This window comes from Nitrosomonas marina (assembly GCF_900111605.1).
Lineage (GTDB): Bacteria > Pseudomonadota > Gammaproteobacteria > Burkholderiales > Nitrosomonadaceae > Nitrosomonas > Nitrosomonas marina_A.
The window spans coordinates 51,273-64,888 of record NZ_FOIA01000009.1 but is presented as its reverse complement, the minus strand read 5'-3'; the positions used below and the strand labels follow the sequence as shown (position 1 = coordinate 64,888).

At 47.1% G+C, this 13,616-nt stretch carries 11 protein-coding genes; 5 read left to right on the top strand and 6 right to left on the bottom strand.

Annotated elements, in window-relative coordinates; all coding sequences use genetic code 11:
* The first annotated feature begins 60 nt into the window (after nt 1–60).
* A complete protein-coding gene (locus tag BMY62_RS05685; protein ID WP_090657539.1) occupies nt 61–1,716 on the top strand; it encodes an ABC transporter transmembrane domain-containing protein in 1,656 nt (551 codons plus the stop codon).
* On the opposite strand, the gene BMY62_RS05680 is transcribed toward BMY62_RS05685, so the two are convergent.
* From BMY62_RS05680 to BMY62_RS05670, 3 genes are all read right to left on the bottom strand, one after another.
* Nucleotides 1,717–3,585, bottom strand: coding sequence for a polysaccharide biosynthesis protein (locus BMY62_RS05680; protein ID WP_090657537.1), 1,869 nt, complete (start codon nt 3,583–3,585; stop codon nt 1,717–1,719). It abuts the gene before it with no gap.
* A gap of 1 nt (nt 3,586) precedes the next feature.
* Nucleotides 3,587–4,579, bottom strand: a complete 993-nt coding sequence (locus tag BMY62_RS05675; RefSeq protein ID WP_090657535.1) for an MraY family glycosyltransferase — start codon at nt 4,577–4,579, stop codon at nt 3,587–3,589.
* 140 nt (nt 4,580–4,719) lie between these two features.
* Nucleotides 4,720–5,937 (bottom strand): pyridoxal-phosphate-dependent aminotransferase family protein, encoded by a 1,218-nt coding sequence (locus tag BMY62_RS05670; protein ID WP_090657533.1) that lies wholly within the window; start codon nt 5,935–5,937, stop codon nt 4,720–4,722.
* Between the two features lie 339 nt (nt 5,938–6,276).
* Between BMY62_RS05670 and BMY62_RS05660 the strand changes: the two genes are divergently transcribed.
* From BMY62_RS05660 to BMY62_RS05645, 4 genes are all read left to right on the top strand, one after another.
* The gene (locus BMY62_RS05660; RefSeq protein ID WP_090657530.1) at nt 6,277–7,428 is read left to right on the top strand and encodes an efflux RND transporter periplasmic adaptor subunit; all 1,152 of its coding nucleotides are present in this window, start codon (nt 6,277–6,279) and stop codon (nt 7,426–7,428) included.
* An 11-nt stretch (nt 7,429–7,439) separates the two neighbouring features.
* Nucleotides 7,440–8,198, top strand: a complete 759-nt coding sequence (locus tag BMY62_RS05655) for an ABC transporter ATP-binding protein (protein WP_090657528.1) — start codon at nt 7,440–7,442, stop codon at nt 8,196–8,198.
* An 86-nt stretch (nt 8,199–8,284) separates the two neighbouring features.
* Complete coding sequence (locus BMY62_RS05650) at nt 8,285–9,508, top strand: ABC transporter permease (protein ID WP_090657526.1); 1,224 nt, start codon at nt 8,285–8,287, stop codon at nt 9,506–9,508.
* 119 nt (nt 9,509–9,627) lie between these two features.
* Nucleotides 9,628–10,287 (top strand): exopolysaccharide biosynthesis protein, encoded by a 660-nt coding sequence (locus BMY62_RS05645; protein WP_090657524.1) that lies wholly within the window; start codon nt 9,628–9,630, stop codon nt 10,285–10,287.
* Between the two features lie 223 nt (nt 10,288–10,510).
* On the opposite strand, the gene BMY62_RS05640 is transcribed toward BMY62_RS05645, so the two are convergent.
* From BMY62_RS05640 to BMY62_RS05630, 3 genes are all read right to left on the bottom strand, one after another.
* Nucleotides 10,511–11,125, bottom strand: coding sequence for a hypothetical protein (locus tag BMY62_RS05640; protein WP_090657522.1), 615 nt, complete (start codon nt 11,123–11,125; stop codon nt 10,511–10,513).
* A complete protein-coding gene (locus BMY62_RS05635; protein ID WP_090657616.1) occupies nt 11,122–11,712 on the bottom strand; it encodes an SCO family protein in 591 nt (196 codons plus the stop codon). The genes BMY62_RS05640 and BMY62_RS05635 overlap by 4 nt, the downstream gene beginning before the upstream one ends.
* 138 nt (nt 11,713–11,850) lie before the next feature.
* Nucleotides 11,851–13,242 carry a YncE family protein gene (locus BMY62_RS05630; protein WP_256207442.1) on the bottom strand — a complete coding sequence of 464 codons (1,392 nt, stop codon included), beginning with the start codon at nt 13,240–13,242 and terminating at the stop codon, nt 11,851–11,853.
* Nucleotides 13,243–13,616 lie beyond the last annotated feature (374 nt).

Genomic DNA, 13,616 nt, shown 5'->3' with positions numbered 1-13,616 from the left:
ACAGACCCAGACGCACACGTTTTATCGCTGGAAACCACGTAATACCAACTTCATACATATATGATTCACACACAATATTACAAGCGCCTTGCAGAAAAAATGGCATGCTGTCGTAAAACGCTCTTTGTTGCATTGCTGGTAATATTAATTATCGCATCCACGCTGTCAGCTATACCCTTTTACATTCAGAAGATACTGCACGCCGCATTTATTGAAAAAAACACATATGCCATACAGGCAGGGTTTCTGGCAGTGATGCTATTGCTGATCATCCGCAGTCTCGCCGATTATGGCAACAAATACCTGTCGGAAAAGGCGAACAATTGTCTTCTCAAACAACTGAACGCTGATTTATTCAACACAATTCTCAATCTGCCCATATGCCGTTATCAGCAGCTGGACAAACATCTGTCGACGATAAAAGCGCTTACCAGCATCGAAGAAATTTCCCGGTTTACAGTTCATATAATCACCGTACTTGTGCGCGACATACTGATCCTTTTCGGTCTGGTCGCATACCTGATCTGGCTTGATCAGGATTTTGCGCTTTTTATTGCTTTACTGATCCCTTTTGCCATTCTTATGCTGCAAGTCATGAAGGGACAACGCAATGCTTTCCTTCATGCAGAGAAACCGTTGTTTACCGAGCTGGTTAGTCATCTACGGCGTTCAATCGACAATTTTCGACATATACGGTTGTACCACGGCCAACAACAAGAATACCGCCTTTTAAAACAGGCATCGCACTCATTACAAAAAACGATCATGCAGCAGGCCAACTATAGTGCATTTATCCAGACATTGTGCCAACTTGTTCTTGCTTTGATTATTGTTGCCATATCGTATCTGATGATGCAACAGGCGGTCAGAAGCCAATTTTCAATTGATCTACTTGGAGCCTATGTCGCAGCTATATTGTTAATGATGGCACCCATTAGTCGACTGGCGGATTTACCTCGAATATCACGAAACGCACAAAAAGATCTCGATCAGATTTTCTTGTTACTCGACCAACACACCGTTGATCGTCATGATAAACCGGCAATTCCAGCCACAAAAGGCGGTCTTTCATTTGAATCAGCCAGCTTTTACAGCTCGGTACCGGAAAGAAGTTTACAGTACACGATTGATCTAAAAATCAAACCTGGCGAGATCGTGGCATTAGTGTGTCAATCCAGACCAGAACGCGCTTTGCTGATTGATATATTACTCGGCTTCAAGAAACCTTCGACGGGAAAAATATTGCTAGATAATATTCCATATGAAGCCATGGAACACGCTGATCTGCTCGCACATTTTGCCATGGTGTCAAACAAGCCTGTCATCCTGAACAGTACTGTAGCCAATAATATTGCGTACGGATTGACAGAATGCGCCAACGAAGCCAGCATCACTGCCGTTGCCCACATCGCGCGAGCCTCACGCTTTGTTCGTGAAATGCCCGACGGACTGCAAACCCGGGTTGACGAAAACGGTGCAAGCATGACTCGACATCAGTGGCAGAAAGTTGAAGTCGCCCGAGCACTGCTGAAAAACTCTCCGGTTGTGATTATAGATAATCTGTGGTTGCAACCGAATCGACCGCTTTTGAATGAAGCGCTTATGACCTTGATACAGAACCGTACCGTGATTGTACTCCTGCAAACTATACCTGCAACAGAAGAGCATATCGATCGAATTTTTTTACTGAATAACGGCGCTGTAACAGAAAAATAATCAGTGCACTGTTTCGCCATTCGGCGCATACTCAGGAACCCAGCCCGCAAGTTCGATTCGCACCTCCGCATCGTTAAGTGATTTGATTTTTTCAAACCGGGCGACAAACGCCACCAGCCATTGCTCATTGACCTCAGGCGCTTGTGCAATTCGGAGTTTTGTGTGCGGTGTCGGCACGGTGTTTTCATTTGCGGACAATAATTCTTCGTGCAGTTTTTCACCGGGCCTCAACCCGGTATAAACTATGCGAATATCGTCTTCACCCAGACCGGACAGGCGAATCATGTCACTGGCAAGGTCTTTGATTTTTACGGGATCGCCCATATCCATCACGAAAATCTCCCCACCGCCTTTCAACCCTCCCATCAAACCTGCCTGCAAAACCAGCTGTGCAGCTTCGGGAATCGACATGAAATAACGCGTCATTTCCGGGTGAGTGACTGTTATTGGTCCACCACTTGCAATCTGTTTGCGAAATTTGGGTATAACACTACCCGCGCTGCCCAGAACATTGCCAAATCGCACCATTACAAAGCAGGTTAACTGATTGTGATTCCTGGTCGATTGCTGCATTGCCTGGCATACCATTTCTGCCAGCCGTTTGCTGGCACCCATGATATTCACCGGATTGACTGCTTTATCGGTTGATACCAGAACAAACTTCTTTACCTGATAACGGATCGCCGTACTGGCCAAAACATAAGTACCCATCACATTATTCATAACGGCCTGCCAGGCATTTTCATGCTCCATCAATGGCACATGCTTGTAAGCAGCGGCATGGAAAACGACGGTTGGACGGAACTGCCGAAACAACTGATCCATACGCGCACCGTCCTTGACGTCTCCGATCGCAAACGACATTTTAGTATCAGGAAACTTCTTTGCAAATTCCTCCTGCACGCAATACAATGCATATTCGTTACGTTCCAGCAATACCAGATATTCAGGCCGGAATGCAATAATCTGACGACACAGTTCAGCACCGATTGAACCACCCGCGCCGGTAACCATGATAACCTTGTCTGTCAGAAACCCATGCAGCCCCTCATCGTCCAGCACGACAGGCGCACGTCCCAGCAGGTCGTCCAATTGAATTTCACGAATCTGAGAAATAGTTGTCTTGCCATTAATAAGATCCTGATAAGATGGAACAATCATCGCTTTGACGCCCATTTCAGAACACATTTCCAATATATGGCGGCGCAACCGGTGCGAGAGTGAAGGCATGGCAATGATGACATGCCCTACATTTAACTTCTGCACCCAATGCGGTAAATTGTCAATCACTCCCAGCACTCGCACACCATGCAGACGGGTACCCAGCTTTCTGGGATCATCGTCCAATAAACCAACGACATGCCAGTCGTGACTGCTTGCCAGATCCTTGACGAGATTAACTGCTGTACTTCCTGCACCCAATATCAGCACCAGCTTGCCATCATAGTTTTCAAGGCTGTATAAGCGACGCTCTTTCCAGGCACGGTAGATCAGCCGACTGCCACCCATAATCATCAAGAGCAAAACCGGTGCCAGTACACTGACTGAAAGTGGCACCACCTCCAGGAGCCCGCGTTGCCAGATAATAATTGAAACAAAAACAGCGCTTAACAATACCGCAACAGTAATACGCTTCAAATCCGGCAGGCTGGCGTAACGCCACAGCCCTCTATACAAACCGAGCCACAGAAAAGTAACTGCCTGAACCGGCAGTATCCAGGACATTAAATCGAAAAATAACGCAAACGGTAAAACTGAAATTCTAAAATCCAGGTAAAACAGAAAGGCAAGTAACCAGGCTGCTGCAACCGCAAACAAATCATGGGAGAACGCGATAACTGAACGTATACCGAATTTGTTTCCCAGCATTTTAACGCTCACCTGCGTAGGGTTTCTTACTCAGATCTGCCATCAATATCAAGCCCAGATAGATCGTTCCCCATATGAGAACGACAGCTAATTGAATATTTGCAGCCTGACCATTCATCCAGACGGCACTCGCACCTGCCAACAACATCAACCCATATCCAAGCAATGCCGTATTTTTATGCCCCAGACCGCTTTGTACCATTCGTTGATAGTAATGTTCTCGATGCGCCTGCCAGATTTTCTCACCTCGCAGCAATCGTTTTGTTAAGGTCACCGTTGTATCCACAATAAATGGCGAAAAAATTAATAATGGCACCCATAACGACCATAACCCATTCATCCATCCAATCAAACCCATGACGGCTGCCAGAAAACCTGACGGAATCGCACCCACATCGCCAAGAAAAATCCGTGCCGGATGAAAATTATGAAGTAAAAATCCAAGCGATGCTGCCGCCACCGATAAATTGGTTACAGCAAAACCGATATCACCGGATAAAAAAGCCATCAACCCGTAAAAACCGAATCCGAACAATATCATGCCACCAGCAAGACCATCAGAGCCATCCATAAAATTAAACAGATTGCACATCCACAGCACAGCCAGCGTAATGCCTACTACCAACGGCCATTCATGCAAATCGAGCATAAGAGAAAAGCAGCATCCCAGCGCAACCAGAAAATGTACACATAAACGATAGCCGACTGGTACATTCCGGATGTCGTCAACAATCGATATCCCGGCCAATATGCCAATACCCAGCCAGACAGGTACAGGAAGCTGTGCCGATACAGCCAGCCATGCCAAGATCACGCCGGCCAGCAAACCTATGCCGCCGATACGCGGCACAGGTCTGGTGTGCAGTGATCTTGAATTCGGATAATCAAGAACTACAGATGTTTTCCACTGTATGAGCCATGCAATTGAACAATAGGATACAAAAAAAGCTATCAGCAATGCAGCAACAACAGATAGAGGAAAATCCAGAAGCATAAGGATCGGATCATCCCAGATTCGTTTCTAAGCACCGTTTTTCCACTTTACAAGCAGTGGAAAAACGGGTTTAAGGCGTATAAACCGAAAACAATTCCGGATTAACGAAAAAAATTTCTCCAAACCTCAAGGCATAGCGCTTAAGGCATTGGATTCTCTGCATAGCTTTGATGTGCCGCAGATTCAGCGGTCCCGCGTTTGAGATTCACACCCATGTCCGAGAACACTGTTTCCAGTGCATTCAAACACATCACCACATTTTCAACGCGGCTGGATGTACCCATTAGACCAAAACGCCAGACTTTTCCGGCAAAATCGCCAAGACCGGCACCGATTTCCAGACTGTAATCGGCGAGCAATCTGTCCCGAACCGCTTTATCATCGACGCCGTCCGGTATATAAACGGAATTCAGCTGTGGCAGACGGTATTGCTCGTCAACCACATAGTTGATACCCATGGTTGCAAGACCCGCTTTAAAAGCTTCATGATTGCGCCGATGGCGCGCCCATGAACGCTCAAGACCCTCCTCATACAGCATCACCAGGGATTCGTGCAGAGCATACAGTGAATTGGTCGGCGCCGTGTGATGATACGTACGCGTCGATGATCCCCAGTAACCCAGCAGCAGGCCAATATCCATAAACCAGCTATGCACTTTGGTTTTACGATTCTTAACCAGATTGGTCACGCGCTCGGAAAAACTGACTGGCGATAAGCCTGGCGGACATGAAAGGCACTTCTGACTGCCTGAATAAATAGCGTCAATACCCCATTCATCAACCTTGATAGGAGAACCACCCAGCGACGTTACCGTATCAACAATCGTCAAGCAATCATATCGTCGCGCAAGTTCACACAGTGTTTGCGCATCAGACAATACACCGGTCGATGTTTCGGCATGAACAAAAGCCAGAATTTTGGCATCCGGATGTTGCTTGAGCGCATCCTCGACTTTTTGCGGATCAACGGGTTCTCCCCACTTGTCATCTACAACTACCGCTACCCCTCCGTGTCGCTCTACATTTTCAATCATCCGCGAACCAAACACGCCATTACGGCACACCACCACTTTATCGCCCGGCTCTATCATGTTGACGAAACACATTTCCATCCCCACAGATCCAGGGCCGGAAACTGAAAACGTCATTTTGTTTTTGGTTTGAAAAGCATAGCGCAACAAATCCTTGATTTCTTCCATCATATTGGCAAAAACCGGGTCAAGATGACCCAGCGTTGGCCGTGCCATGGCCGATAGCACACGATGGTGCGTATCGGACGGACCGGGTCCCATTAAAATTCGTTGTGGTGGATAAAATGTAGCAATATTCTTTGCAGAACGAAAATCTTCGGTAGTCATGAACAATCCTAGTATTATTGTAAAGTTAAAATGTTTCTTAGCATCATCAAAGGGCTAATTTTAACAAGTGATTGGAAAGTTTACTATAAACCAGATAGTATTCAGTCAATTTTATTTATCTCTCTTGTATGTACCGTATGCAAATAATGCAACAGTTCATATTGTGCCCAGGCACGTATTGAACCAGAAATACCATGAAATGTCTCAGTATCATGCCAGTCGACAAACCGGTTTTTTATAACTTTAAGAAAAGACTCCAAGCACGATTGCGAAGCGGTCATCAGTACACGAAAAGGCGTTTATCGCTCTGCTTCCAGTGTATTCCTTCAACAAATCATCATGTTTATTCGTAACACCCGATCTATCATCACAGCGTTGCTTCTCTTAAGCGCGGCGGTGGTGTACTGGTACTCACGCAATGACGATGAACCCGAGGCCAGTTCTTATCTGACGCGCACACTGGATTATGGCGACATCATTCAGACCATTTCCGCGAACGGTACATTGACACCTGTTGTTCTCGTGAATGTCGGTACCCAGGTATCAGGTACAGTTGCCAAACTGCATGCCGATTTTAACGACCAGGTCGAGACCGGCCAGATTCTTGCGGAACTCGACCCGGCATTGCTGCAGGCACAGTTACAGCAATCCAGGGCCAACCTGCTTAGTGCGCAGACGCAGTACAGTATTGCGCAAAGCAAGCTCAAGCGTCATCGAGAATTGTATGAACAAGGCTTCATCTCGATTGAAGCGCTCGATATCGTCAGGCAGGAACTCGATGCAGCAAATGCACAACTGGCGGTCAGTCAGGCACAGGTTGAAAGAGACAGCGCCAATCTGAATTACAGTATTATCAAATCACCGATATCCGGTGTCGTGATTGCGCGCGATGTTGATGTCGGACAAACCGTTGCCGCAAATTTTCAGACGCCTGTGCTGTTTCAGATAGCCAAAGATTTACGTGAAATGCAGATCAATATCAGTGTTGCTGAAGCGGATATCGGTTTACTGCGCATCGACCAGCCAATCAATTTTACCGTCGACGCCTATCCGGAGAGCACATTCACCGGCAGGGTCAAACAGGTTCGTCTTAACCCGACAATACAGGAAAACGTCGTTACCTATAATGTTGTTGCCATGGTCAATAACATTGATGGTTCACTTTTACCCGGCATGACTGCCAATATTCATTTTGTTGTCAATCAAAAACAAAATGTATTGCGCGTACCAAATGCTGCGCTACGATATCAACCTAAAGCGTCCGAATCCAGTCCAAACAAGCAGCAGCGACCTGCCGGACAGCCCGGTCAATCCGTGATTTACCGGCTGATTGACGGTCACCCTGTTGCGACATTTATATCCAGGGGAATTACAGACGGTCATTTCACTGAAATTGTCGCCGGCACCGTTAACGCTGGCGACAATGTAGTCATACGGGAAAAAAGTGATACGAAGGATTCTCAGACCAAATTTAGATTCAGGATGTTCTGATAGACTCAAACATGTCGACAAACCAGCCAGCACCCTCACCCTCTGCACTCATTCGAATTGCGCAACTGCACAAAAGCTACAAACTCATAGATGCCGATGGCAAAACGATCGAAAACGCGGTGTTACAAAATATCAATCTGAATATTGAAAAAGGTGAATTTGTCGCAATCATGGGCCATTCTGGATCGGGCAAATCGACTCTGATGAATATACTCGGCTGCCTGGACACACCAACAAGCGGGGATTACTGGCTGGAAAACCAGAATGTGGCCATGCTGTCAAATGATGCACTTGCCCGGCTTCGCAATCGTTATATCGGTTTTGTATTTCAGGGTTTCAACCTGTTAAATCGCATGACAGCGCTTGATAATGTTGCAGTTCCGCTATTGTATGCCGGAGAAAACCGCGCCAGCAGTCGACAACAGGCTATGGAGCAGCTACGGCGCACCGGGCTGGAAAAATTCGCCATGCACCATCCCAATCAATTATCCGGCGGCCAGCAACAGCGCGTGGCCATCAGCCGCGCGCTGATCAACCAGCCGCCATTGATACTCGCCGATGAACCCACGGGTAACCTTGACACCCAAACCAGCCAAGAGATCATGGTTTTATTTGAGCGGTTAAACCGTGAACAGGGAATCACAATCGTCCTGGTAACGCATGAAAAAGACATCGCGGCTTACGCCAGAAGGTTGATTCTTATCAAGGACGGCAGCATTGTATATGATGGCGATCAGGCACTTGAGAACGCACTTGACCCGGTTATATGATTCATTGTTATCATCACTCCTTCCGTTTGATTGCACACCATGATGCCATTCCCTGATGTTGACCTCTTTCTGATTGTTGCCGTGATATGAAGTTGATCACTATCATCGGAGAAGCAATGCGTGCTCTGCGCATGAACCGTTTGCGCACTGGGCTAACTATGCTCGGCATGATCATCGGCGTAGCCGCCGTGGTCCTGATGCTGTCTATTGGACAGGGTGCGCAAACAAAAATCAATCAATCCATCGAAACGATGGGCAGCAATTTGTTCATCGTACTGCCGGGTGCAACTTCATCAGGCGGCCTGAGTTTTGGCAGCGGGAGTGTAAAGACGTTGACGGTAAATGATGCAATGGCCATTGCGGAACTCCCCACGGTCAATGCAACGGGGCCGGTCATCAGCGGTACGGCACAATTAAATTTCAATGCAAAAAACTGGAGTACGTCAATCACAGGAACCACGCCGGATTATTTTATGGTTGGAAACTGGACAATCGAAGACGGCTCGATCTTTTCCGAGACTGATGTACGTTCAGCGGCGCGTGTCGTCGTATTGGGTTCCGTCACGGCTGAGAACCTGTTTGGCACGATTAACCCGGTCGGCAAAACAATCAGGATCACCAATCGACCATTTCTGGTTGTCGGCGTGCTTGCCGCCAAGGGTCAAAGCTTAAGTGGACGCGATCAGGACGATAACGTCTTTATTCCCATTACGACCAGCGAACGCCAGATAACCGGCAATCAGTTTCCGGGCTCGATACGTTATATGCTGGTTCAGGGAAAATCTGCCGAAACAATGGAAGAAGCAGAAATTGAAATTACACAGCTTCTGCGGCAACGTCACCGTATCTCCGATGGTATGGAAAATGATTTTACAGTACGTAATTTGACCGCTATTGCGGATGTCGCTACCGACACAGCTAAAATTTTGTCTATCGTCCTGGGCGCTATCGCCTCGATTTCATTACTGGTTGGCGGTATCGGCATCATGAATATCATGCTGGTTTCCGTCACCGAACGCACCCGTGAAATCGGCATTCGTATGGCTATCGGAGCCAACAGGAATGCTATTCTAATTCAATTCCTGCTGGAAGCCATAATGATCTGTTTTATGGGTGGTATGATCGGTGTCATTCTGGGGATTGGCAGCGCTTGGATAATCAGTCAGCTTATTGATATGCTCGTGGTCATCACTCTAAGTATGGTTTTTCTGGCCTTTCTGTTTTCCTCGGCAGTGGGAATTTTTTTCGGTTTTTATCCTGCCCGAAAAGCCGCGTCGCTGAAACCGGTTGATGCCCTGCGGTATGAATAACGCAATCAAAATCCATTCAGAACCACCGGCTTTCATGATCAGCAACAAAAACCGTTCATTACGACTTTACCGGACACCAATTATCTGGAAAGATACGGCCTACAGTGTAGGAAAAACCGATGAGCACTAACCCGAGCAATAATAACAATTCATCAGCGCAAAACAATCATAACGCAAAAGAGCGTTCCACCTCTGAGCTGTTGGAAACAGTCGTTGTTGTTTATAGAAGCGACACAGTGACCATTGGCGAGATCAAAAACTCTCTGCACGAACGCGGTTTTGGCATTCTGCTGGCAATCGCAGCTTTGCCGCTCTGTCTTCCGGTACCGGTACCCCCCGGTTACACCACTTTTTTTTCGATTCCACTCTTTATTTTCTCAGTCCAGATGATCATCGGCATGCAATCACCCTGGCTGCCGCTATGGATCACGACCAAAAAAATCAAACGCGAAAGTCTGGAGAAACTGATTGCTAAAGCCAATCCATGGCTAAAAAAAATAGAAAAACGGTTGCAGCCACGACTGACTTATATCAGCGTGCACACCTGGGAACGAATCATTGGCATTTTTACGTTTGTTTTCGCATTATCAATATCGCTTCCCATACCATTAACCAATTTTCCACCTGGCTGGGGCATTCTGATAATGTCACTTGGGCTGCTGAGCAAGGACGGCATCACCATACTAATCGGTATGATTATTGGCACCATAGGTGTCGGCATTACCATGATCATTCTCGTTTTACTGTGGATGGGAATGTCGCTGCCAACGTTTTATTAACAGCACACTTTGCATCATCGCTTTCTACCAGGCAAATTTCAAACATCTATTTGCATTTTCCTATACCAGCTGTTGCATACATTATTCAATTTCTCCCTGTTTGTGCGAATTTCCACAGATAGTTTCCCGGTTTTTTTATCAGATTGCCACAAAACAGCACAGGACAGTAAGACGGACAGATAAAACGAAAACAACTCACACATCGTTCAAAAAATTGTGCCGTCTATTTTTTTGGTGAACAAATATTGTTCAGCAATGTAATCGCTGATATCTGCTTGGGCTGCGCTCGTCCACGCCTGGCCTGATCATGGACAGCGTTAATCTGCAGTGTGTCTTCCTCTACGGTGGCTTCCACTGTATAAGCGTCAAAACCGAAATCTGCGCCGAAATTAATCCAGTCCAGCGGCATTGTAAATTTCGTTCCCCGTTCAATACGTGTCGCGTCAAATCCGGCATATTCGCTGCTTAGCGGCGATTCTTTAAAGGTAATCGCGGTCAACGGACTATCCGGCTCCAGTGCGGCCTCATAAATCCGAACTGCCTCATTCGCATCACTATTTAACGGAATAATCAGTGCATAGGTTTTTTCGTGCTGAATATGAAGCATCACATAATCATTACTTTCCCCGCCTACCCGCTCTCCCTTGGTTTGCACCTGGAATACCAGATGGTTGTCCGGTGTGACATCGGAAGTGACACGCAAAATATCCTGCTCCGGCGGTAACGATTTATCCATAAAAGAAATGATAACGCGCGGATCAGCCTCCAGCTGCATGGCTACAGCGGGTCCAACCAGCAAACTGAGCTGAAAAAACAGCAAGGCGATCCTGGCAATCATAAGAACAATTCCCCGTTTTCCTTAAACAGTACGGCAATGTCAGCTGCGTCTTTGACTGCATCGAACATCACCTTGATCCTGCCTTCCGGATCAATCAGAAAAGCGGTCGTGCTGTGATCAACCTGGTAATTTTCCATATTTCCTGCACTTTTCGTATAGAAAGCGACTTCAACACCGAAAGCATTTTTAAATTGCTCCAGTTGCTCACCTTCAAAACGTAAATACGAAATATCAGATCCGAACCGCTCTGTATAGCTCGACAACGCAGCAGCAGAATCACGATCAGGGTCGATTGAAACGAAAGTGCCGTTTAATTGAATATTCTCAGCGGAAGCAGCCTGAATCAGCATATACAGGTTGCCAAGCGAGGTCGGGCAAATATCCTTGCAGCGGGTAAACCCGAAAACCACCAGTTGCCATTGATCGCTTTCATTGGCGTTCACATGCGCCTGTTTCAGATGCGCGATTGTCTCTGCCTGCAGCGGGACGGGGCGCGGCAGAACGAGTGGCGCCGCCGCAAGACCGGTCTGCATGAAAAGCAGCACCGCAGTTATCACTGCAAACACGCTGCTCTCATGAAAAAACATTTTTTTCAACTTAGCATCTCCTTTTAGATTTAACACAAAGAATCGGTGCAGCGTTTCAAAAACCCACCAGCCAGAGACCGGCACGAGATCTACCGTGAGCTGCCGATGGGTTTTGACTTGCACTATAAACGCTTAGCTTCAGCGAGTTCCGCCTGCTGCAAAAATACCATGCGGCTGCACCAGACCGTCCTCAGGACCCCACTGTTTAACAACCTGGTCTGTCACCGTGTCTATTTTCAACACATAACCAGAAACCCAGCTTGCCACGATCAGGTACCGGTTGTCCGGCGTCGGGCTGATGGTGTGCGCAACAGAGTAACCCTGCGGCAGTTCATGCCCCGGTTTCATCCGCTTAATGAAACGCGGATTGTAGCGATCGGTTAAGTCCCAGACTGAAATATAACCGTCTTCACCAAAGTTATAATCCAGCGTATCTTCTTCAGCCAGATAAAGTTTGCCGTTGACAACCGCCAGATCGGAAGGCGAACGGAACACACCACGCCCGTTCACACGTTTCGTATGGCGAATGATTTTCGTAGCAGTCCCTTCAACGGTGTCCAGCAACCATACACTCGGAGGAATAATCCTTCTGGTGGTGTCCGGCGTCAGTGACGTTTTATCAAACTGCATCGAGGCCGTTACAGCGAAACGCTCGTCCAGCCAGTAGACAAAATGTGTAAAGGCGGCATGTCTTTTTTCATTACCCAGCATGATCTGGCCAACCACTTGCAATTCGCCTGTCTCTCTGTTGGGCTTGTATACATCGATCATGCTATTGTCGAAGAAATACCCAGTGCCCAGTCCGACGGTACCTGACCGATTGAAGTTAATACCATGCGTTTGTTCCGTATAACCCGGTATTGCAATCGGGTCGACACTGGCCAGCTGATTCGTTTTCAGATCGACGACCCGCACTCTGTCCGAGGTAAATTCGGTCATATACATGAAATCCGAATAAGGCAGCAGCGTATTGCCGTGAATCTGCGTACCTCTACCAATCAGCCAGTTGGGTACATTCTGGACATCATTGACCGGTTCGACGAAAGGCAGTTCGGCCGGTGTATTCGGGCTGTCCGCCACCATCAGCGATTCCAGATTCAAAGACACGGTCCCTGCATTCCAGTCAATGTCGAGCACTTTTAATGCAATCACATAAGACGGGTGGTTTTCCGTATTATCAGATGTGATATAGATCATATCGCCCTCAGGCAATACCGCGGTATGCTGCAGCGGTATATCACCCGGCCAGCCGTTAATACTGGTCAGCGGATCAATGATAATCAGTTTGTCGTTTTCATAATTAAACAGGTAGATCACACGAGTGTGGTAGTCGATCGCGGTAACCACAGGCTGCAAATGCTCATTGTAAACAGCCTGATTGTGATTGCCTGAATAGTTAGTACTGCGGAAATGCACTTCATTATCACCGTCGAACTCAGTTTCTTCGGCGCTGATCGTGCTGGCTGAGAATGCCAGCATAAATGCTGCTGTTAGCGAGGCCATATGGCCAGGCTTTATTTTTGAAATCATTTAAATTCCTCCAAGATTGACATGAAATTCCTGATTCATTGTGCATAAGTGACTCAATGAATCAGGAAAACTGAACCGCAAGCTGTTTTTGAAACAGCTTCCGGTTTTAAAACCCGGAACTGAACCGGAAGACCCGCCCAATTACGGGGCACAACTTAACGTAAAACGCCCGGCATCATAATTTGAAACAGGCGTCATTCCCTGTGAGTTTTCCCACATTACCCCGGTCAATTTATCGTTTATGGACAATCAATCTAAGGTGTGAGAATCCCCACATCTTTCGCGGTCCGACTGCTTTATCGTTCGGCTCCGTTTTCATCAAAATGAAACGATTCGGCTTTATCTTCCCACTTGCGCAGACCTGGAAGGATTGT